This is a genomic window from Caballeronia pedi (genome assembly GCF_001544915.2).
GTDB classification, from domain to species: domain Bacteria; phylum Pseudomonadota; class Gammaproteobacteria; order Burkholderiales; family Burkholderiaceae; genus Caballeronia; species Caballeronia pedi.
On the sequence record NZ_FCOE02000001.1, the window covers coordinates 422,476 to 443,211 of the forward strand.

Sequence of the window (20,736 nt, forward strand, 5' to 3'; positions counted from 1 at the left end):
GGTTGTAGTGTTCTCGATGCGAAGCGCTTCAGGCGCCGCGATGCTTTTTCTGGCAATCAGCGCACAGCCCGCTCAGCTCGACGACCTGGTGATGCACCTGAAAGCCATGCGCGGGCGGACTTGCGGACAGCGACGAAGCAAGTTCGCGGCCCTGGATTTCGAGCGTGGCGCCGCATTCATCGCAGATGAGGAACTGGCTTTCGTGCGGCGTGCCCGCGTCGCAGCACGCGACGAACGCGTTCTTCGACTCGATGCGGTGCACGAAGCCGTTCTCGACGAGAAAATCCAGCGCGCGATAGACGGTGGTCGGCGGCACGCGCGCGCCGCGCTTGGGCTCCATGACGTCGATGAGGTCGTAGGCGCCGATCGGCTTGTGCGCCTTCAGCACGAGTTCGTACACCTGGCGGCGCAGCGGCGTGAGTGCGACGCCGCGCTCGATGGCAAGGGCTTCGGCGCGCGCCAGGATGGATTCGAGGGATGCGGTCATGTCAGGTCGGCCACCGGGGCGGCGCATTTGAAGATGTCTACGTCCCGACGCGCGCAATGGCGGACGTCAGGAAAAGTTGAGATGATATAATGTATCACATTGAGCCGCTAGAAGGGCTCCTCAACTTGCGCCTCGGTGAACTCAGAGCAGAAGGAAAGGATTTTCAAGCGATATTGTTGCGATGGTCGCGCGAACGCCACTGCGAAGCGCGACGGAGACTTCCTTCGACGAAAGTGGCCACGCGCTTATCGTGGTTGACTTTCCACGCTACGGACCAGAAGCACGGACAGGGTGAAGCCCGCGCTATGAAAATCGATGGAGCCGTCCGTGAGATTGAAGTAGTAGTACGTGCCGGGCATGGCTACCGTCGAGGTCCAGAATTTTGCGCCTTCGCCGAAGTCAGATAGCGCGACATCCGGAAACGCTCTGGCATCGATCTTGGGCCCCTTGCACGAATTCACGCGGATCGTGTCCATTTCACGTCCAGTAGGAACGCGCCATCCTGGACCTGCTCGTTGCGCAGCCCGTCGTGCTTCGTACTGACTCAGACCGGCTGGCTGACCGGCGCATCGTTGTTTATTCTTGTCCCATTCCCTGCCGACGGCACATCTTTTCCAGATCAGACCGGTCTTTCGGATGACCGCGAGGTCGCCTTGCAGCGTGATGTCTTTATCGAATCCTCGAACGCAGGTTGCCTTGCCTTCAGAGCATGTCAGAAATGACAACAGGGATACAAGAGGCAAACACCATCTCATTTTCGCAATATTCATGGGTTGTGATGTCCTGATTCATTTCGCTGAGTAGCTCAGTCGGCCGGCGCGCGCGTCATGCATGATCGCGTAGATGAGCGGATCGTTCGTGACGCGAATGCGGCCGGTGTGCACGAGCTTGTTGCCGATCAAGGTCGTGCCGCGCACGAACTGGCAGTTGTCGAAGCAACTCAATGTTCCGCTGCTCGCGCCATCCTGATATCGGATGACAGGTTCGTTCTCCTTGCTCGTGCCCGCGTACCAGACCAGCACCAGGCTCTGCACGTCGTCTGCGTCGCCGCCGGGCACCTTTGCATACTCATACGCGTCGCCTTTCCTGCCGACATAGTAGTGATTGGGTATGGGTGTTGACGTAGCGCGCCCGGCAGATGATCGGTCGACCGCTGAGTCCCCGAGAGTCGGGTGAGCGACGAACAGCGCTGGAAGCAGGACCACCTGAAACCTGAGAATGCGAAGAAGCAGGTTCATGTCCCGACACATCACATGCGACGCGGATTGCCCGCGAGACTTCTGGCGTCGAGATCGATATTCTCAGCCCGGGCAAACTCTGGCATGGTGTGCCACTTCGCGACACCGTTCGGCAAACCATACGCGAGCTCGCCATCCTTCGGCTCATCATAGGTATCGGGCGCGCTTGTAAAGCGTGTCTTTCTCCATGCCAAAGCGATGAGCTGCCTCTTTTTGCCAGGCAGCACCTTGAAGACACGGATCCATGCCGGGTGCTCGTCGAGCGCGGACAGCTCAGAACCATCACTGTCGCCCATGGAAGATGCACGTGCCCAGCCGACCTCGATGATCTTCACTGTTTTGCCCGCTTGATCCAGTTGCTCCTGCCTTTGAACCTGTTTGCCCAGTAACTGAAAGCGCGACACCGGAATATGCGAGCCGGCCCGAAAGTATTCTGCGATGACCCAGTCTCCGCCCGAGGAAACAATGGGCACGTCCCGGCGGCGGTCATAGCCATAGATTCCGGTCAGGTGCGACAGCAACGATTGTGGAACTTGAGCATCGGGAAATGCGTAGCGGGCGGGCTTGAAGTCGCCGGTTTCGGATGCGATCGAGTTGGCTGCATTCATATCGAGCTTCAACTGCTGAGGCGGCAAACTAATCGAGATGAGTCGCCCATTGGCGACGATGGCGACGTAGGGCGGATGCACGGATTGGACCGTCCTGGTCAAACGCGGGTTCGAAGTCAGAGTTGTAGCGCCGGAATGTTTCGAAGTGGCGATGAGTGCGGCCGTGAGCAAGAGCCCTATATGCCAAAATTTCATGATTCGGAAATCTTCAACGAGTGAGAGGCGGACGAGCGGTCCGTTCGAGGTCAAAAGAGCAGTGAGTTCCCATCGCATACTTGATTTCTTCAATGCCGCTATCGCCTGCGTGGCAGAACCATTTCACGGCTTCCCGACAATTTGCGGACGTGCCAGTACCGGTCGCATACAGGTAAGCGACGATCATCGCGGCTTCCACGTCGCCGTGTTCCGCGGCGCCAAGAAACGAGGCGAACGCTCGCTTCGAATCCTTCTCCGCGTGCTTGCCTGTCAGGTATGCAGCTCCGATATCGAAGCGCATCTCGTTCGACATCGTTCGCTCCGTTTGCGCATGGGGCGAAGCGATATCGCCGTCAGATGGCAGCCTTTTCGATCTTTGTTCGCTGAGGCGAAATGCAATCGCATTTTCTATATCCACACGGGTGACGATACTTCGCAGTAGCCCGCTTTCGAGCGCGCACGATGCAGGTTGGGCCAAGGTCTGCTGGTGCCCGTGCAAAAGAGATAAGCAGAGGGCGGCGCGTAGCAGGCGCCGCAGGATCGACGTCAGGCCCGCCACAAGCGAGCCCGTCATATCTGGTCTACGTCGAACAGTTTCTTGTACATGTGCCGGGCAGCCGGAAGACACGACTTCAGTTCCTCGACCATGTCGCGCGCGACGATGCGCTTCGTGTGCGCGAAGACCTGCGGCGAATAGCCGGCGAGCCTTTGTGCCCAGTGTAACGCGGTGGGCGTCAGGTCCTGGTCACGCACTGCCGAATTGATCAGGTTGTATTCCATGGCGGCAATCGCACCGATTTCGCGGCAGCCGTAGATCATTTCGGTGGCGACGCCATACGAGACGAAGTGTCGAAGGATCGTTGCACCGACCGCGCATCCCACGCCTTGAGTGAGTTCCGGTTCGGCGAATTGCGCGCCGTATGCCGCGACTCGAATATCGCAGAGCAGGGCAAGCTGCAGGCCTTGCCCCTTTACCTCGCCCTGGATGGCCGCGACGATGGGTTTAGGGCAATTGAGCAACGCAAGGTAGAGCGCGATGATGCTGTCCAGCCAGGCATCGACATCGTTTTCGCCTCTGATTCCGGCGACGTCCCGGACGTCTCCGCCGGCGCAGAACGACGCGCCGGCAGGACCCGAAAGGATCAACGATGCGATCTCGGGGTCGCGGCCCGCGGCCTCGATCGCGCGGACGGTTTTTCGCCGCGCATCCGCATCCAGGAAGTTGCTCGGAGTTGCGCCGTCCAGAGTCAATTGAACGACCTTCGACGAAGGATGTTCCACCCGAACGAGATTGTCCATGAAGCTGATTGTTTTCACTGTCTCCTCCAAACTAACGAGTCACCGCGCGAACGCAGCCCCGCGAGGCCTGCACGCATCAGATCGTCGCATGTAAAAATGTAAAATTGATTCGGATGACAAAATAATACAGCGTCACATCCATGACGGATGAAACGCTGTCGTGGAACCAGCCGGGCGCCTAGCCCAGTGCGACGTCGCGGACCGGGCCGCCCGTGGCCGTCTCAGCCGTCTGTCCGCGCCACAGGACGCGTTCGATGGCAGGGTCGTTGAACTCCTCGCGCTCGTGAATGCTTCGGCGGTTGTCCGTGATCAGCAGATCGCCTTCTTTCCAGTAATGCGTATAGGTGTAGCGCGGGTTCTTGAAGAAGCTCGACAATTCGGTGAAGAACTTATGGGTCTCGTAGGGCGAGAAGCCGACAATGCGAGGTTCCCAGCTTGCAGGTTGGCCTTCATCAAAGGGGAAGTAGAGCAGCATCTTCCTGACCCATCCGAGATCGGTGAAGACGGGCACCTTGAACCAGCCGTCCGGTGAAACGTCAACGTAGTATCCGCGCTCGGTGACGCGCACTTCAAAGGTCTCGTGTTCGAGCACTTCGCGCAGGTGAGCCGGCATCTCCTCCACAGCGAGAACGTGATCGGTCACCAGGGTTGCTCCGCGGAACTTCATATTCTGGATCCGCGCGCCGTAGAGGAAGACCAGATCGACCTGGCTCAGCAGCAGACCGCCGTCCGCATGGAACGGCAACTGACCGCGCCCCGTGACGATTTTTTTCTTGTCGCCGTCGAGTTCAAGGGTATCCCGATAGCCGTAGCCGACCTTTTCGCGCTCATTCACGTACGCGATGATATTGCCGTAACTCGAGTACAGCTTCAGAAAATCCTGCTTCTGAAGAGCTAAATCCCTGATCAGCACAAAGCCCTTTTCCTTCAGGATCTCCTTGATTTTGTGCGGATCGGCGCCTATAAAGGCGTCGCGATTCATCAATGCCCCGAATCCCGAAGGCAACAGCGATTGTTTCTCGAATAGACGTACACGTGTATCCACTTGCTTCTCCTATCTAGAGGTGGGAGGGTTTTTCCGAAAATCCCGTCGAGAGCGGCGACGCGCCGCCGCCGTCAGCGGAATAGTGAAACGCAACTACGTTGTGTAATGGCTGTTCAACTCGACATACGAGGGCGACAGGTCGCATCCCAGCACCTCGGCGCGCCCGTCGCCGATCGCTAGGTCAACGTGGATGTCCAGATGTCGCGAGCCGCGCATCGATTCGCGTACCGCAAGGACATCCGGTTCGCCTGATGACGGGTACACGCGGATGCCACAAATCGAAATGCGTGTGCGTTCCGGATCGATACGGTAGTTGCGATCGCATTTGCCAATGGCCATCGCGACTCTGCCCCAGTTAGGGTCATTGCCGTGAATGGCTGTCTTGACCAGTGGAGAGTTAGCAATCGACTTCGCGATCGCCTTGGCGACCGATGCCGATTCGGCCTGTTCGACGATGACCTTGAAGATCTTGGTCACGCCCTCGCCGTCGCCCATAACCATCGTCGCGAGGTGCGAAGCGGCATCGACCAATGCGTGTTTGAATGCGTCGGCGCCGACCGGACCAGCGAGTCCGTTCGCGAAGATCGCACAACTGTCGCTGGTGGACGTATCCGAATCGACCGTGATGCAGTTGAACGTCTCGTCGATGACCGAGGCAAGACTCGACTGCAAGATGGGCTGGGCGATTTGCGCATCGGTAAAGAAGTAGACGAGCAGCGTTGCCATGTCCGGCTCGATCATTCCGACGCCCTTCGCAACTCCTACGAGCACACTGTTCCCAACCGGAATGCAGACCGCCTTGGGCGTCGTGTCGGTGGTCATGATCGTTTGCGCGAAGGCGCGAAAGTCGGCTGGCGCGGTCAACCGGTCCCGATCAGAAGGCAGCGCCTTCGCGATCCTGTCAACGGGCAGTCGTCTGCCGATGACGCCCGTCGCGGCGCTTTGCACTTCGTCGGGGGCAATGGCGAGTTGCCCGGACAAGCGCCGTATGAGCGAGTCCAGATCCGCCACTCCCTGCGGGCCGGTCGCGACGTTCGCGTTCTTGGAGACAACGAGCAACGCGCGCGCCGAGCCATGGATCAGTTGCCGGCGCGACGCTCGAACCGCCGGACTGGCAAAGTGACTGCGTGTGTAGACGCCGGCCACCGCGCACGGGACTTCGCTGAACATCACGGCGACGTCGCGTGACGCATCCTTGATTCCAGCGGAGGCGACGAACGTTCTGAAACCGCGCGGCATCGGCGAGGCATCACTCAATGGCAGTGAAATGAAATCACGGTCTTTCATTGGGCGTCCATGCTCACTTCGCTTTCACCGAGCACGCGTGCGAAATGTGCGTGCGGACTGCGGGCTAAGAACGCAGCCTTGTGAACGCGCTTGGATGCATCAGCGGATTGCAGCAGCACTTCGCGCATGCTTTGCACGATGGTCTGCTTGGTCGCGCGATAGGGTACTTGCGGGTACGACGCCATCTCTTCCGCACGAGCGATGGCGTCGAGCAATAGTTGCTCGGGCGTCGATAGCCGGTTCACGATGCCATAGGTCATGGCCGTCTCCGCGTCTATCGGTTCGCACGCGAATACGATTTCCTGCATGCTCGAATACCCCAGGGCGTGCCGCAATATCGCTGCACCCACCGAGCAGCCGATACCATGCTTCAACTCCGGCATGCGAAATTCCGCCGACCTGGCGGCTTGCCGCCAGTCGAACATCAACGCGAACTGAAAGCCCATGCCGATGGCGTAGCCATCGATGGCCGCGACCGTGGGCTTGTCGACAGTCAGGACGCTCGAATACAGATCCGTGATTCTGTCGATCCAGCGATCGACTTCCTCGCCGCCCTTCATCAGCTTCACTTCGTTGAAATCACCACCTGCACTGAACGAGCGGTCCGGACCGCCTGTCACGACGACGGCGGTGACGGAGGGGTCGGCGTTCGCTCGCGCGAGCGCTGCCTTGATGCTGTTTTCGAGTTCAGCGCTGAACGGATTCATTCGGCTCGCGTGATTCAGCGTCACGACGCGGACGCCTCGTACATTGGTTTCCATGACCAGCGACATCGATCTTCTCCTGTTGAGGTAACGTTAATGCTTGTGCGTTTCCGCGTCGGGCGGCGCGTCTTCGCCGGACAGATACGCCCGATACTTGCAATAGGTGTATTTCGTCTTTGCTGCGTAGTCGCTGGTTTCGACGCCAACGTGGGCCGCGAAGATGCTGTTCACGGAAGATCCTTCGTGGATCCCGATCTTGCGTCGCCAGACGATCTCCTCCGGAAGCAGCGCGTTCTCCGCCGCGCATTCCCGCAGCATGACTTTGACTTCGTCATCCGAAACCTTCATCTCCGGCGCGAGGTTGAGCGCGAACGTCATGAGACGCGTCGTCCAGAACGGGTGGTGAACTTCGAGGCCGTATCGATTGGCGCCGTATTGAGAAAACTCACCGGTCCAGCGCGTCCGATAGACTTGCCGCCATAGTTCCGCATTTGCGTCATTAGGCGCGCTGCCGGCCTTCAGAACGCCGCCGAACAGCAGATCCGAGCCATAGCCCGTGACGATTCGACCGCCAGTGCTCTCAAGCGACCTGTACAGACACAGGAGACTGGCCTGGATTTCGGCCGACAAGCCGTCGAATATCTCGTTGTAGTAAATGGCTTCGTGGGCTCCTCGTAGGATCGCATCGTCGCTGAAAGTCAACTCGCGATGTGTGGTGCCGACATGGCGCGCCACCGTCTGCGCGAACGCAAATTCGTTGCTTGTGCCGGTGCCAATCGCGAACGTGCTGAGTTCCGGTCGATGCCGTGCGGCGATCGCTGTCACCATGCTCGAGTCCAGACCGCCGGACAGGGGAATCGAAACCGGACCGCTCGTATCCGTAACGCTTTTCACCGACGCTGAAAGCAATGAATAGGTCAGTTGTCGCGCGTGTTCGCGTTTCAGTCGCTGGGGCGTCGCGAGCCTGAGCGTCAGATACTGGCGTGCGTTGATCATCGAATGACCACGTCCATCGAAGCCGAATTGGCAGACTGATCCCGGCCGGATGCGCTCTGCGTTGCGAATGGGCAGAAAGGTATCTGCCCGGTCGTCGTGCGCGATGACCTCGTTCTCGGGCAGGAAATCGAATTCTCCCGGCCCGCACAGGCCAACATTCTTGAGTTCGGAGGTCACCCACAATGCGCGGCCGCGCACTACGTGGACGGGCTGCAAGCCGAGCGCGTCCGTGGCGACGGTCAGCTTGCCTCGCGGCCCGAAGGTCAGGAGGGTGTACGGCCCTTCGACGAGGGAAAGAATCGCGTCGCCGTAGGCTTCGAGAAGGATCACCAAGACTTGAACGATATTCGCCGACAGCGCTTCCGCCGTCACCAAAGTCGCGACCGAGCGCAACTCGTCCGCGTTGGTCGGGCGTCCGATCAGGACGTGAGTCTGATTGTTTTCGACATGCATGATTTCTGATTGATGGGTGCCGCGCCATCTTTTTAACCAGAATTGCCAGCCCGATATTTCGAGAATGTCCCCTTGGCGTCGTAAATCCGCCAGGGAAGCCGTAAGTGGCCGGGCTGCATTCGGAGTGGCGACAAATGAGAATGTCATGGCAATGATCAGTTGAGTTGAGCGCTCTCGCGCGTTAAATGCGCTAAATGCCTTAAAACAACAGGTCGGCGATTTTTAGCGGTGTCTGAATCGGGAATTTCTAGGCGAACAGCGCCAATGGCGCCCGTTCGCGGCCCCGAATCGCCATCGGCAATATTCACTCGTTGAGACTTCGTGCATGCGAGTTTGCTTCGTCGAGCAAGATCGCCATGAAATCCCGGCGAAACAGTCGTATCGCGGCAATAAAGACTGGGTGAGTCCTTTACTCGGCCGAGACGTGACGAAATGGGCTCAAGCGTGGATTGTCGTCGCCCGACTCTCTCTCGGTCAGGAGGCAAGAGGCCGAGCGCATCACGATCGATGTTTTTGTTCTTGCGCGAAATCGCGTCTGTGCTGGATTGGAATTGCTGAATTTAGGCAACATGAGGCGTCTCCTTTTTAAGCGCTCGATAGGGCGCTTCTACTGGTAAAACGTGAATCTATCTTTTCGCAAGTTGAATCGATGGGGAAGATTAAAGCATAACTAAGCATTTTATAAAATGGATTTGATTCGCAAAATTTTGTAACTCTCGTAATGTATCGCTTGTCGTGTGAATTGATTAATTTCGGGATGAGAGAAATTGCGTGATGCGTAATTCTGAAAAGGCATATTTATTGAGCGTGTCTGATCGATATTTAGCCCGACCGATAATTAGGAGAATCTCGGACCGAGATTATGCATCCATAATCGATCGTCCTTCGCGGTACGCTCCTTGCTCATTTGCCCCGTGCCAGACGGGTTTTCCCCAGCACCTCCGGCCGTTTGCGCGCCGCAACATCGAAACCCGCGCCGATGCCTTGACACGATCACGCACAACGCCGATCATTCGATCAAACAGAGAGCAATTGTTCACTCGCAGAGCGTTCGCTCACGCGAGAGGCGATTCAAAGCTATCGGAGACATCGGTGAGACTGAAAGACAAGGTCGCGATCATCACGGGCGCTGCGAGCGGCATCGGCGAAGCGGTCGCGCGGCGCTATCTGGAGGAAGGCGCGCAGGTCGTCGTCGTCGACGTGAAAGACGAGCACGACATGGCGCAGCGCTTCACGGATGTCGCCACGCGCGTGCTCGCGCTCAAGGCCGACGTCACGCGACGCGAAGATATCGAGCGCATCGTTGCGCGTACCGTCGAGCAGTTCGGCGGCGTCGACATTCTCTTCAACAACGCGGCGCTCTTCGACATGCGCCCGATCCTCGACGAATCCTGGGACGTCTACGACCGCCTCTACGCGGTCAACGTGAAAGGCATGTTCTTCCTGATGCAGGCGGTCGCGAAGCGCATGGTCGAGCAGGGGCGCGGCGGCAAGATCATCAATATGTCATCGCAGGCCGGGCGGCGCGGCGAGGCGCTCGTGTCGCATTATTGCGCGACCAAGGCGGCGGTGATCAGCTATACGCAATCGGCGGCGCTCGCACTCGCGAAGGAACGCATCAACGTGAACGGCATCGCGCCGGGCGTCGTCGATACCCCGATGTGGAAGGAAGTCGACGCGCTCTTCGCACGCTACGAAAACCGCCCGCTCGGCGAAAAGAAGCGTCTCGTCGGCGAGGAAGTGCCGCTCGGGCGCATGGGACTGCCCGCCGATCTGACCGGCGCGGCGCTCTTTCTCGCGTCATCGGATGCGGATTACATCACCGCGCAGACGATCAACGTCGATGGCGGCAACTGGATGAGTTGATGCTATTGCACTCGCGCGCGGCTTACGGCTTGAAGCGCGGGAAGCACCGTCTATAGTGAAACGGCGTCAGGACGAAGGCGCCATGGTGACGAAGGAAGGATAAACCCGGCAAGTACGCGATCCACGATCGCGCACCCTCGAAAGCAGGCAGCGGCATACACGGCACGTGCGGTCATGCATCGAGACCATCCGCTGTGCCCGTGCCAACAAAAAGGAGACGAACTTCCATGAAACGCACTCAACGCATCGTTCGAGCACAACCGCGCGCGCGCCGCGCCGTATCGGTTCTGTCGGCCGCGCTGGCCGCCGCCGCGCTCGTGCCGTTGTCGGGGCATGCCGCGACGACCATCACGATCGCCACGCTGAACAACCCCGACATGATCGAGCTGAAGAAGCTCGCGCCGGCGTTCGAGAAGGCCAATCCCGACATCCAGCTGAAGTGGGTGATCCTCGAAGAAAACGTGCTGCGTCAGCGCGCGACGACCGACATCACCACCAACAGCGGCCAGTTCGACGTGATCACCATCGGCACGTATGAGGCACCGCAATGGGGCAAGCGCGGCTGGCTCTCGCCGATGACCGGCCTGCCCGCCAATTACGATCTCGACGACGTGGTGAAGACCGCGCGCGACGGCCTATCGTCCGGCGGCGTGCTCTATGCACTCCCGTTCTACGTCGAAAGCTCGATGACGTACTACCGCAAGGATCTGTTCCAGGCGGCGGGCCTCAAGATGCCCGACCAGCCGACCTACGACCAGATCAAGCAGTTCGCCGACAAGCTCACCGACAAGTCCAAAGGCCAGTACGGCATCTGTCTGCGCGGCAAGGCGGGCTGGGGCGAGAACATGGCGTTCGTGTCGACGGTCGTGAACACCTTCGGCGGGGAATGGTTCAACGAGAAGTGGCAAGCGCAGCTCGACACGCCCGAATGGAAGAAGGCGGTCGGCTTCTACGCGGATCTGCTGAAGAGCGACGGCCCGCCGGGAGCGAGCTCGAACGGCTTCAACGAGAACCTCACGCTGATGTCCTCCGGCAAGTGCGCGATGTGGATCGACGCGACCGTCGCCGCTGGCATGCTCTACAACAAGGCGCAGTCGCAGGTGTCGGACAAGATCGGCTTCGCGGCCGCGCCCGTCGCCGTCACGCCGAAGGGCTCGCACTGGCTGTGGTCGTGGTCGCTCGCGATCCCGAAGACGTCGAAGCAGCAGGACGCCGCGAAGAAGTTCGCCGCGTGGGCGACCTCGAAGGAATACATCGAGATGGTCGGCAAGGACGAAGGCTGGGCCTCGGTGCCGCCGGGCACGCGCAAATCGACCTACGCGCGCCCCGAGTACAAGCAGGCCGCGCCGTTCGGCGACTTCGTGCTCAAGGCGATCGAGACCGCGGACCCCAACGACGCCACGCTCAAGAAGGTGCCGTATAGCGGCATCCAGTTCGTCGGCATTCCGGAGTTCCAGTCGTTCGGCACGGTGGTCGGTCAGTCGATCGCGGGTGTCGTCGCGGGTCAGACGGGCGTCGATCAGGCGCTGAAGGCGGCGAACGCAGCCGCGGATCGCGCCGTGAAGCAAGCTGGCTATCAGAAGTAAATCCGCGCGGTACACGGGCCGTTTCATCATGAAACGGCCCGCAGGCATCATCATCGAGAGGTGAAACGATGAGTCAACTGAATCCCCCCATCACCGATCATCCTCTGGAGGAGTCCGCCGCCGAGCGCGACAAGCGGCGCGCGAAGTCGGTGCGCTGGCTGATCTCGCCATCGACCGGACTGCTCTTCCTGTGGATGGCCATTCCGCTCGCGATGACGATCTGGTTTTCGTTCTCGCGCTACAACCTGCTGAATCCCGATGTCAAAGGCTTCGCGGGCTTCGACAACTTCGAGTTTCTCGTCACCGATCCGGCCTTCGGTCCGTCCATCGGCCACACGCTGACGCTGATCATTTCGGTGCTCGTCATCACGGTCGTGGGCGGCGTGCTGCTCGCCGTGCTGTTCGATCGCAAGTTCCTCGGGCAAGGCATCGCGCGGCTGCTCGTGATCGCGCCGTTCTTCGTGATGCCGACGGTGTCCGCGCTCATCTGGAAGAACATGATCCTGCATCCGGTGTACGGCCTGATCGCCAGCCTGATGCGCTCGATGGGCATGCAGCCGATCGACTGGTTCGCCGACTATCCGCTCTTCGCGGTGATCGTGATCGTCGCGTGGCAATGGCTGCCGTTCGCGTTCCTGATTCTTTTCACGGCGATTCAATCGCTCGACCAGGAGCAGAAGGAAGCGGCGCGCATCGACGGCGCGGGTCCGTTCGCGATGTTCTTCTTCATCACGCTGCCGCATCTGAGACGCGCGGTCGCTGTCGTCGTGATGATGGAAACCATCTTCCTGCTGTCGATCTTCGCGGAAATCTATACGACGACCGGCGGCGGCCCCGGTACCGCGACGACCAACCTCTCGTACCTGATCTACGCGCTCGGCCTGCAGCAGTTCGATGTCGGTCTCGCGTCGGCGGGCGGCATTCTCGCGGTCATTCTCGCCAACATCGTCGCGTTCTTCCTCGTGAGAATGCTCGCGAAGAACCTCAAAGGGGAGTACGAGTCATGAGCACCCAACCGGTTTCCGGCGTGCCGCGCACCACCGCGCTCGGTCACGCCAAGAACATCGTGCCCGGCATCGTCGCGTGGCTCGTGTCGATCCTGCTGTTCTTCCCGATCTTCTGGATGACGATCACCGCGTTCAAGACCGAGCAGCAGGCGTATTCGTCGTCGCTCTTCTTCACGCCGACGCTGGACAGCTTTCGTGAAGTGTTCGCGCGCAGCAATTATTTCGGCTTCGCGTGGAACTCGGTGCTGATCTCGCTGGGCGTCACGGTGATCTGTCTGCTGCTCGCCGTGCCGTGCGCCTACGCGATGGCCTTCTTCCCGACCAAGAAGACGCAGTCGGTACTGTTGTGGATGCTTTCCACGAAGATGATGCCGTCGGTCGGCGTGCTCGTGCCGATCTACCTGCTGTGGAAGAACACGGGCCTGCTCGATACCGTGTCCGGGCTCGTCATCGTGTACACGCTGATCAACTTGCCGATCGCGGTGTGGATGGCCTACACGTACTTCAACGAAGTGCCGAAGGACATTCTCGAAGCGGGCCGCATCGACGGCGCGACGACCTGGCAGGAAATCGTCTATCTGCTGATGCCGATGGCGCTGCCCGGTCTCGCCTCGACGGGCCTCCTGCTCATCATCCTGTCGTGGAACGAGGCGTTCTGGAGCATCAACCTGTCGAGCTCGAACGCGGCGCCCCTCACGGTGTTCATCGCGTCGTATTCGAGTCCGGAAGGCCTGTTCTGGGCCAAGCTCTCGGCCGCTTCGCTGCTCGCGGTCGCGCCGATCCTGATCGTCGGCTGGCTCTCTCAGAAACAACTGGTGCGCGGCCTCACGTTTGGCGCGGTGAAGTGAGGATGCGAGCGTGAACCTCACTCCATCCCACGAAGCCAATCTCGAAGATCGCCTGCTGATCTGCGATTGCGACGGCGTGCTCATCGACAGCGAAGCAGTGGCGGCGCGCATGCTCGTGACCGAGCTGGAAGCGCTGTGGCCGGGCGTCGATGTCGAGCCGGTCGTGATGCCGCTGCTCGGCCTGCGCATCGAGGCCGTGCTCGCGAGCGCCGCCGATACGGTGAACCGCACGCTCACGCACGAACAGGTCATCGTGATCCGGCGTTCGGTCGAAGTCGCGGCGATGCAGGCGCCGACGGTGACGGGCATCGCCGAGGCGCTCGCGGCCGTGCCCTTCACGAAGGCATGCGCGAGCAACAGCTTCTCCACCTATGTCGATGCCGTGCTGCAACGCACCGGCCTGCTGCGCTTCTTCGGCGAGCGGCGTTTCTGCGCCGATATGGTCGAGAATCCGAAGCCCGCGCCCGACGTCTATCTCGCGGCGGCGCGCGCGATGCGTATCGATCCGCTGCGTTGCCTCGTCGTCGAGGACAGCGTGACGGGCGTGACGGCCGCGAAGGCGGCGGGCATGCCGGTGCTCGGTTTCATCGGCGGCGGGCACGCGACTGAAGGACAGATCGGCGCGCTGCAGAGAGCGGGTGCGCAGGCGGTATTCGACGACATGACGCGGTTGCCGGCGCTCGTCGAGCAATGGCTGCAGAACGCGGCGTTCGAAATCAGATAGCGACGGCGCGCGACGCGTCGACAATGAAGACGGGAGACACACCATGGCTAGCCTGACACTGCGCAACATCACCAAGCGTTATGAAGAGACCGAGGTGATGCGCAACATCAACCTCGATATCAACGACGGCGAGTTCGTCGTGTTCGTGGGCCCGTCGGGCTGCGGCAAGTCGACGTTGATGCGCATGATCGCGGGTCTGGAGGACATCAGCGGCGGCGAACTGATGATCGACAACACGCGCGTGAACGAACTCGCGCCCGCCAAGCGCGGCATCGCGATGGTGTTCCAGTCGTACGCGCTGTATCCTCACATGACGCTGTACGACAACATGGCGTTCGGCCTGAAGCTCGCGGGCGAAAAGAAGCCCGCGATCGACGCCGCCGTGAAGAACGCCGCGAAGATTCTGCACATCGATCACCTGCTCGATCGCAAGCCGAAGGCGCTGTCGGGCGGCCAGCGCCAGCGCGTGGCGATCGGGCGAGCGATCACGCGCAAGCCGAAGGTGTTCCTGTTCGACGAGCCGCTCTCGAACCTCGATGCCGCGCTGCGCGTGAAGATGCGCCTCGAATTCGCGCGCCTGCACGACGACCTCAAGACGACGATGATCTACGTGACGCACGATCAGGTCGAAGCGATGACGCTGGCGGACAAGATCGTGGTGCTGTCGGCGGGGAACATCGAGCAGGTCGGCACGCCGAACACGCTGTATCACGCGCCGGCGAACCGCTTCGTGGCGGGTTTCATCGGCTCGCCGAAGATGAATTTTCTGTCGGGCACGATTGCGCAGGTACAGAGCGACGGCGTCCTCGTGAAGTACGCGACGGGCGAGACGCAACTCGCCGGCGTGTTGCCGGGCAACGCGAAGGCGGGCGATGCGGTCACGGTCGGCATTCGTCCGGAGCACTTGCAGCCGAACTCGCCGGGAGCGGGCGATTTCGGTGTTTCGGCGTCGGCGATGACGGTCGAGACGCTCGGCGACGCGGCGTATCTCTATGCCGAAACCGACGTCGCGCCGGATGGCCTGATCTCGCGCATTCCGCCGCTGGAGAAGCACGCGCGCGGCGAGAAGCTGAAGCTCGGGGCGTCGGCGGAGCATTGCCATCTGTTCAACGCGGAAGGGCAGGCGTTCACGCGCAAGGTCGTGGATTCGTGGTTGCGGGAGCATGCGACGGCGGCGTGAGCCTGTCGCCGCTTTTCGCGGGGCACGGGAGAAGAGCGATAATCGCGTTTGCGACCGGTCACACTCGATGACCGGCGCATGCCCACACGATATCGCCATGCCTGTCCTGACCGAACTCTTCGTCTATCCGATCAAGTCCTGCGCGGGCATTTCCCTGCGCCGCGCTACGCTTTTCGACACGGGTCTCGAGTACGACCGCCACTGGATGGTGACCGATGCGTCGGGCGGCATGTTCACGCAGCGCACGCATCCGCGCATGGCGTTGATCAGAACCGCGTTCGACGGTGACGATCTCGTGATCGATGCACCCAATATGCCGACGCTGCGCACGCCCTTGCGCGCCGAAGCATTGACCGATGCTCAGCCGATGCGGGCGACCGTCTGGCGCGATACCGTCGATGCGCTCGACACCGGCGCGCACACCGCGCAATGGTTCAGCGCGTTTCTCGGCCTGCCCGCGTGCCTCGCGCGCTTCGCGCCGTCCGCACGCCGCGACGTCAGCGACGAATGGACCTCGCCGCTTGCCGTGCATACGCGTTTCGCGGATCAGTTTCCGCTGCTGGTGCTCGGCCAGGCATCGCTCGACGATCTCAACGCGCGCCTGTCGACCAAGGGCGCGCCGGGCATCGCCGCCAATCGCTTCCGGCCGAATCTCGTGATCGGCGGACTCGATGCGTACGAAGAGGATTTCGTCGGCGAGATGCAGATTCGCGTGCCGGAGCGCGACGTGCAATTGCGCCTCGTGAAGCTGTGCACGCGCTGTCCGATTCCGTCGATCGATCAGGACACGGGCGCGCCGAATCCGTCGTGGCCGCACGAGCCGCTCGACACGATGAGCGCGTATCGCGGCAGCGAGCAGTTCGACGGTGCGCTGACGTTCGGCAAGAACGCGATCATCGTGGCAGGCGAGGGCGTCGCGCTGGAAGTCGGGCAGGAAGTGGAAGCCGAAATCGACTTCTGACGCGTCACGCGTCGAGCGCGGCCTTTGCGCACAACTCGTCGGTCACGAGTCCCGACAGCCATTGGCCTTTCAGCGCGGCGATCAGCGCCTCGCGCTTGCGCTGTCCGCCTGCGAAGCCGATCGTCGGGCGTTTCGGCGGCGTGTCGAGTTTGAGGCTCGTCACGCGCGCGCCGGTTTTCGACGTCACGCGCTTGCCTTCGGCATTGATCGGCAGCCCGAGCCATTCGGCCACGGCGCCCGCGCCCATCATCTCGTCGACTTCCGCGCGCGTGATGAAGCCGTCTTCGTGCAGCGGGCAGTTCACGCCCACGTTGCCGATGCCGACGAACGCCACATCCGCCTGCTGCGCGAGCGCGCTGACGATGCGATACAGCCGGTGATTGACCCACTGTGCGCGCTCGGTTTCGCTGTCGGCCATGAGCGGCGCGGGCAGCATGAAGTGCTTGCCGCCGGTCTTTTCCGACAGCTGTTGCGCGACGTCGTAGCGATTCGACGAACCGTCCTGCGCGATGGCGCCGACCATCGAGACGAAACGATGCTGCGGCCGGTCGAGCTGGCCGATCTGCGCGACGCAGGCCTTGAGCGTGCGGCCGCTGCCGATCGACACCACGAGCGGCTTCTCTTCGAACAGATAGCGCTCCATCACTTGCGCGCCCGCGACGGCGAGCTTGCGGTCGACCTGCTCGGGGGCGTCGCCGTCGATGGGGACGACTTCGCACATCGCGAGGCCGTAGCGGTCGCTGAGCGCCTTGGCGAGCGACAGGCAATCGGCGATGCGATGATCGACCCGCACGCGGATCAGGTTCTTTTCGACGGCGAAGGCGACGAGGCGCTGCGCCACCGGACGCGAGATCTGCAGTTTTTCTGCGATCTCGTTCTGGGTGTTGCCGGCGACGTAGTAGAGCCACGCTGCGCGCGTTGCGAGGTCGAGTTTTTCAGTGGACTTGGGCACTGGTGGTTTGGCTTTTTGTATTGTTGTTTTTTGGGGGTGTTGCCGAATCCCGTCAGCGGGTCGGTTTATTGGCGTTGCCCCGCACAGGGGCAACGCTAGCAGACTGACACGCCGACAAGTTCCATAGAAGCCCACCCGCACCACAAAATCAAGCCAACCTCGGCCGCGCCGAATCAAACAACGGCCTCACATGCTGATAAAGCTCCCGAAACCCTTTCAAACGCTGCCGAAGCAACTCATGGCGCTGCGGGTTCGGCGTGAACTCCTGCTTGATTTCGGGCTTGGCGAGCACCGTCGCCGGATCGCCGCCTGCCGCAAGCCAGCCAAGCCGGGCAGCGCCCAAAGCCGCGCCTGTTTCGCCACCACCGTGCGTACGTGTCGGCGTATCGAAAGCATCGGCGAACATCTGCGCCCAGTACGCGCTGCGTGCACCACCGCCGAGCATCGACAACGCCCGCGCCTGCGTACCCGCCGACTGCAGCGCATCGAGACCATCGGTCAGCGAGAGCGTCACGCCTTCGAGCACCGAATAGCCGAGCAAGGCGCGATCGGTCGCATGGGTCATGCCGAAGAACACACCTTGCGCGTACGGATCGTTGTGCGGCGTGCGCTCGCCGCTCAGATACGGCAGAAAGAGCGGCGCCGAAGGCAGCACATCGGCGGGCAAGGCTTCGATTTCCGCGAGCAGCGTAGGCTCGTCCGTCGACGTCAGCTTGCACACCCAGCGCAGACAACTCGCCGCCGACAACACCACGCTCATCTGATGCCAGCGATCCGGAATCGCGTGGCAGAACGCATGCACCGCCGACGCCGGATTCGGCCGGAAACGATCGCCGATCACGCACAGCACGCCCGACGTGCCAAGCGACAGGAAGCCATCGCCCGGATCGGTCGCGCCGATGCCCACCGCGCTCGCGGCATTGTCGCCGCCGCCCGCCGCGACGATCACGCCTTCGCCCAGGCCGAACTCGCGCGCGAGTTCGGGCCGCAACGTGCCCGAAGGCGCACTGCCCTCGGCCAGCGACGGCATCTGCTGGCGCGACATGCCGCACGCGGCGAGCAGCTCGTCGGACCAGTCGCGACGCGCGACGTCGAGCCACAACGTGCCGGCCGCGTCCGACGGATCCGATACCTTCGTGCCCGTCAGATGCATCCGCAGATAATCCTTCGGCAGCAGCACGCACGCGGTCTGTTTGAAGATTTCCGGTTCGTTGTGCGCGACCCAGAGCAGTTTTGGCGCGGTGAAGCCGGGCATCGCCAGATTGCCGGCGATCTCGTGCAGGTTCGGCGCGCGCTCGTAGAGTTCGGCGCACTCCTTGTCGCTGCGCATGTCGTTCCATAGGATCGCGGGGCGCAGCACATTGTCGTGTGAATCGAGCAGCACCGCGCCGTGCATCTGACCCGACAGGCCGATGCCGCGTATCTGCGCGAATTCACCGGGAAACTTTTCGCGCAGCTTGAAGAGCGCGGCGCGCGTGCCTTCCCACCAGTCGAGCGGATTCTGCTCCGACCAGCGCGGCTTCGGACGCGATACGGTGAACGGCGTGCCCGCCGTGCCGATCACGGCGCCATCGGCGGCGAGCAGCAGAACTTTCACTTCGGAGGTGCCGAGGTCGATGCCTAAGTACATGAACGGACCCTTTGTCGTTGCCGGGAACGAACCCGGCCAATGGCCAGGCGTGACGCCATCCAGCGGGAGGCGCTAATTTAACGCCACGCAGCGCGCCGCGCCATGGGCACATTACCCGAGCGGCGCGGCTTCTGGTTCTGGGAAGCGATGAGAATGGCGATAACGCGTGGCTTATGGCCGCGCTTCATGGCCGCGCGTTATGGCCGCGTGTTATGGCCGCGTGTTATGGCCGCGTGTTATGGCCGATTTCCGAGCCACGCATCGACCTTCGAAATCGCGTTGCGCATCACGCGCTCCAGCCCTTCGGTCTGCGCCATGCTGCCCCACAGGAGCTTGTCGCCGGTGAACGCCTTGATCGGATCCGGCGCCGTGAAGAAGCCGTGCGCGACGGCCGGGTCCATCACGCCATCCTGATACGCATAGGGCAGCTTGTCTTCGTGCCAGCGTTCGAGGAAGCGGAAGAAGAGCGCGGGCAGGATGGCGGTCGAATCCGGATCGACGTTGCGCGCGAAGCATTCGGAGAGCGTCGGCGCGATGAAGCCGGGGAGCTTCGAGAAGCCATCGGCGGCGACGCGCTGGTTCGTGTCCTTGATATACGGATTGCTGAAGCGGTCGAGCACGACATCGCGATACTTCGCGAGATCGATCGGGCTGGGCGTGAGGCAGGGAATCACATCGTCGGTGACGTAGGCATCCGCGAGCGCGCGGATTTCCAGGTCCTGCGTGCCTTCGTGGATATATTGCAGGCCGACGAGCGTGCCCGCCCACGCGATGCAGCTATGGCTCGCGTTGAGGATGCGGATTTTCGCCTCCTCGTACGGATGCACCGATTCGACCATCTCCGCGCCGACCTTCTCCCACGCGGGCCGCCCGGCGATGAAGTTGTCCTCGATCACCCACTGGATGAACTTTTCGCCCATCACCGGCGCGCGATCGTCGAAGCCCGTCGCGGCCTTCACGCGCTCGGCGACATCGGGCGTCGGACGTGGCGTGATGCGATCGACCATCGCGTTCGGGCACGACGTGTTCGCGATCATCCACTCGCGCAGCGCGTGCTCGCCGCGCCGCTCCAGAAATTCGAGCATGCCCGCCTTGAAGCGGTCGCCGTTGCTGCGCAGGTTGTCACAGTTCTGCAGCGAAACCGGGCCCGCGCCGCTCGTCATGCGCGCATCGAGGATGGCGGCGAGCGCGCCGTAGATCGTCGTCTTCGCGCCCTTGAGGTCGGCAGCGAGATCCGCGTTGGCGGTGTCGAGCTTGTCGTGTTCGTCGAGGTAATAGCCGCCTTCGGTAACGGTGAACGACACGATCCTGCACGCCGGATCGGCGCCCGTCGCGATGAGCGCGTTCAGATCCGCTGACCACGGCACGACCTTTTTGATCGCGCGGATGGTCTCGTACTCGCGCTCGCCTTTCGGCGTGACCGTTTCCAGCGTGTATTCGCCGTTCTGCGCGGCCAGCGCGTCGAGCACCGCGTTCATGTCGCCACGAATATTGCCGACGGCGAGCGACCAGCGCGTATCGCCCGTCTCGATCAGTCGATGCAGATACCACGCCTGATGCGCGCGATGAAAAGACCCGGCGCCGATGTGCAGGATCACGTTGGCTTCGCTAGTCATGTCGTCTCTTCCTCTGATTGGCTGTGCGCCCGTTCTGCGCGGACGGCGGTTCGC

20 protein-coding genes are annotated in these 20,736 nt (G+C 61.6%); 7 read left to right on the forward strand and 13 right to left on the reverse strand.

Features of this window, described 5'->3' with window-relative positions; genetic code table 11:
* Nucleotides 1-28 precede the first annotated feature (28 nt).
* The 10 genes from AWB80_RS01965 to AWB80_RS02010 form a co-directional block, all read right to left on the reverse strand.
* Nucleotides 29-487 carry a Fur family transcriptional regulator gene (locus tag AWB80_RS01965; protein ID WP_061172936.1) on the reverse strand — a complete coding sequence of 153 codons (459 nt, stop codon included), beginning with the start codon at nucleotides 485-487 and terminating at the stop codon, nucleotides 29-31.
* A gap of 245 nt (nucleotides 488-732) precedes the next feature.
* Complete coding sequence (locus AWB80_RS01970; protein ID WP_087130891.1) at nucleotides 733-1,257, reverse strand: Lcl C-terminal domain-containing protein; 525 nt, start codon at nucleotides 1,255-1,257, stop codon at nucleotides 733-735.
* A gap of 18 nt (nucleotides 1,258-1,275) precedes the next feature.
* Complete coding sequence (locus AWB80_RS43055; protein WP_143327948.1) at nucleotides 1,276-1,725, reverse strand: hypothetical protein; 450 nt, start codon at nucleotides 1,723-1,725, stop codon at nucleotides 1,276-1,278.
* An 11-nt stretch (nucleotides 1,726-1,736) separates the two neighbouring features.
* Nucleotides 1,737-2,414 carry a hypothetical protein gene (locus AWB80_RS01980; RefSeq protein ID WP_061172938.1) on the reverse strand — a complete coding sequence of 226 codons (678 nt, stop codon included), beginning with the start codon at nucleotides 2,412-2,414 and terminating at the stop codon, nucleotides 1,737-1,739.
* A 127-nt stretch (nucleotides 2,415-2,541) separates the two neighbouring features.
* Nucleotides 2,542-3,102: a tetratricopeptide repeat protein gene (locus AWB80_RS01985; RefSeq protein ID WP_061172939.1), complete on the reverse strand. Its 561-nt coding sequence runs from the start codon at nucleotides 3,100-3,102 to the stop codon at nucleotides 2,542-2,544.
* Nucleotides 3,099-3,845: an enoyl-CoA hydratase/isomerase family protein gene (locus AWB80_RS01990; RefSeq protein WP_143327949.1), complete on the reverse strand. Its 747-nt coding sequence runs from the start codon at nucleotides 3,843-3,845 to the stop codon at nucleotides 3,099-3,101. The genes AWB80_RS01985 and AWB80_RS01990 overlap by 4 nt, the downstream gene beginning before the upstream one ends.
* A 160-nt stretch (nucleotides 3,846-4,005) precedes the next feature.
* Complete coding sequence (locus AWB80_RS01995; RefSeq protein ID WP_208635589.1) at nucleotides 4,006-4,872, reverse strand: TauD/TfdA dioxygenase family protein; 867 nt, start codon at nucleotides 4,870-4,872, stop codon at nucleotides 4,006-4,008.
* A 93-nt stretch (nucleotides 4,873-4,965) separates the two neighbouring features.
* Complete coding sequence (gene argJ / locus AWB80_RS02000) at nucleotides 4,966-6,159, reverse strand: bifunctional glutamate N-acetyltransferase/amino-acid acetyltransferase ArgJ (protein ID WP_208635590.1); 1,194 nt, start codon at nucleotides 6,157-6,159, stop codon at nucleotides 4,966-4,968.
* Entirely contained in the window at nucleotides 6,156-6,932 is a 777-nt protein-coding gene (locus AWB80_RS02005) for an enoyl-CoA hydratase/isomerase family protein (RefSeq protein WP_208635591.1), read from the reverse strand. Before AWB80_RS02005 ends, argJ begins: the two co-directional genes overlap by 4 nt.
* A gap of 24 nt (nucleotides 6,933-6,956) precedes the next feature.
* On the reverse strand, nucleotides 6,957-8,312 hold the full coding sequence (locus AWB80_RS02010; RefSeq protein ID WP_061172943.1) for an asparagine synthase family protein: 1,356 nt from the start codon (nucleotides 8,310-8,312) through the stop codon (nucleotides 6,957-6,959).
* Between the two features lie 1,092 nt (nucleotides 8,313-9,404).
* Here AWB80_RS02010 and AWB80_RS02015 point away from each other — a divergent pair.
* The 7 genes from AWB80_RS02015 (at nucleotide 9,405) to AWB80_RS02045 (ending at nucleotide 16,484) form a co-directional block, all read left to right on the forward strand.
* Nucleotides 9,405-10,178 (forward strand): L-iditol 2-dehydrogenase, encoded by a 774-nt coding sequence (locus AWB80_RS02015; protein WP_061172944.1) that lies wholly within the window; start codon nucleotides 9,405-9,407, stop codon nucleotides 10,176-10,178.
* A gap of 227 nt (nucleotides 10,179-10,405) precedes the next feature.
* A complete protein-coding gene (locus AWB80_RS02020) occupies nucleotides 10,406-11,764 on the forward strand; it encodes an ABC transporter substrate-binding protein (protein ID WP_061172945.1) in 1,359 nt (452 codons plus the stop codon).
* Nucleotides 11,765-11,832: 68 nt separating this feature from the next.
* Complete coding sequence (locus AWB80_RS02025; protein ID WP_061172946.1) at nucleotides 11,833-12,771, forward strand: carbohydrate ABC transporter permease; 939 nt, start codon at nucleotides 11,833-11,835, stop codon at nucleotides 12,769-12,771.
* The gene (locus tag AWB80_RS02030) at nucleotides 12,768-13,619 is read left to right on the forward strand and encodes a carbohydrate ABC transporter permease (protein WP_061172947.1); all 852 of its coding nucleotides are present in this window, start codon (nucleotides 12,768-12,770) and stop codon (nucleotides 13,617-13,619) included. The genes AWB80_RS02025 and AWB80_RS02030 overlap by 4 nt, the downstream gene beginning before the upstream one ends.
* A gap of 10 nt (nucleotides 13,620-13,629) precedes the next feature.
* A complete protein-coding gene (locus tag AWB80_RS02035; RefSeq protein ID WP_061172948.1) occupies nucleotides 13,630-14,343 on the forward strand; it encodes an HAD family hydrolase in 714 nt (237 codons plus the stop codon).
* A gap of 43 nt (nucleotides 14,344-14,386) precedes the next feature.
* Complete coding sequence (locus AWB80_RS02040; protein WP_061172949.1) at nucleotides 14,387-15,523, forward strand: ABC transporter ATP-binding protein; 1,137 nt, start codon at nucleotides 14,387-14,389, stop codon at nucleotides 15,521-15,523.
* A 97-nt stretch (nucleotides 15,524-15,620) separates the two neighbouring features.
* Nucleotides 15,621-16,484 (forward strand): MOSC domain-containing protein, encoded by an 864-nt coding sequence (locus AWB80_RS02045; RefSeq protein ID WP_061173100.1) that lies wholly within the window; start codon nucleotides 15,621-15,623, stop codon nucleotides 16,482-16,484.
* Nucleotides 16,485-16,488: 4 nt separating this feature from the next.
* Here the strand turns inward: AWB80_RS02045 and AWB80_RS02050 are convergent, their stop codons facing one another.
* The 3 genes from AWB80_RS02050 to dalD all read right to left on the reverse strand — a co-directional run bounded on the left by AWB80_RS02050 (nucleotide 16,489) and on the right by dalD (nucleotide 20,682).
* Entirely contained in the window at nucleotides 16,489-17,436 is a 948-nt protein-coding gene (locus AWB80_RS02050) for a sugar-binding transcriptional regulator (RefSeq protein ID WP_061172950.1), read from the reverse strand.
* A 148-nt stretch (nucleotides 17,437-17,584) separates the two neighbouring features.
* Nucleotides 17,585-19,066, reverse strand: a complete 1,482-nt coding sequence (gene xylB, locus AWB80_RS02055; RefSeq protein WP_061172951.1) for a xylulokinase — start codon at nucleotides 19,064-19,066, stop codon at nucleotides 17,585-17,587.
* 236 nt (nucleotides 19,067-19,302) lie between these two features.
* The gene (dalD, locus tag AWB80_RS02060) at nucleotides 19,303-20,682 is read right to left on the reverse strand and encodes a D-arabinitol 4-dehydrogenase (RefSeq protein WP_061172952.1); all 1,380 of its coding nucleotides are present in this window, start codon (nucleotides 20,680-20,682) and stop codon (nucleotides 19,303-19,305) included.
* Nucleotides 20,683-20,736 lie beyond the last annotated feature (54 nt).

Excerpts from the sequence above, each read along its gene's own strand:
- AWB80_RS02020 (WP_061172945.1), top strand. The coding sequence starts at position 10,406 with ATGAAACGCACTCAACGCATCGTTCGAGCACAACCGCGCGCGCGCCGC.
- AWB80_RS01965 (WP_061172936.1), bottom strand. The coding sequence starts at position 487 with ATGACCGCATCCCTCGAATCCATCCTGGCGCGCGCCGAAGCCCTTGCC.
- AWB80_RS02040 (WP_061172949.1), top strand. The coding sequence starts at position 14,387 with ATGGCTAGCCTGACACTGCGCAACATCACCAAGCGTTATGAAGAGACC.
- AWB80_RS01970 (WP_087130891.1), bottom strand. The coding sequence starts at position 1,257 with ATGAATATTGCGAAAATGAGATGGTGTTTGCCTCTTGTATCCCTGTTG.
- argJ (WP_208635590.1), bottom strand. The coding sequence starts at position 6,159 with ATGAAAGACCGTGATTTCATTTCACTGCCATTGAGTGATGCCTCGCCG.
- AWB80_RS02025 (WP_061172946.1), top strand. The coding sequence starts at position 11,833 with ATGAGTCAACTGAATCCCCCCATCACCGATCATCCTCTGGAGGAGTCC.
- dalD (WP_061172952.1), bottom strand. The coding sequence starts at position 20,682 with ATGACTAGCGAAGCCAACGTGATCCTGCACATCGGCGCCGGGTCTTTT.
- AWB80_RS01985 (WP_061172939.1), bottom strand. The coding sequence starts at position 3,102 with ATGACGGGCTCGCTTGTGGCGGGCCTGACGTCGATCCTGCGGCGCCTG.
- AWB80_RS43055 (WP_143327948.1), bottom strand. The coding sequence starts at position 1,725 with ATGAACCTGCTTCTTCGCATTCTCAGGTTTCAGGTGGTCCTGCTTCCA.
- AWB80_RS02005 (WP_208635591.1), bottom strand. The coding sequence starts at position 6,932 with ATGTCGCTGGTCATGGAAACCAATGTACGAGGCGTCCGCGTCGTGACG.
- AWB80_RS02045 (WP_061173100.1), top strand. The coding sequence starts at position 15,621 with ATGCCTGTCCTGACCGAACTCTTCGTCTATCCGATCAAGTCCTGCGCG.
- xylB (WP_061172951.1), bottom strand. The coding sequence starts at position 19,066 with ATGTACTTAGGCATCGACCTCGGCACCTCCGAAGTGAAAGTTCTGCTG.
- AWB80_RS02030 (WP_061172947.1), top strand. The coding sequence starts at position 12,768 with ATGAGCACCCAACCGGTTTCCGGCGTGCCGCGCACCACCGCGCTCGGT.
- AWB80_RS02010 (WP_061172943.1), bottom strand. The coding sequence starts at position 8,312 with ATGCATGTCGAAAACAATCAGACTCACGTCCTGATCGGACGCCCGACC.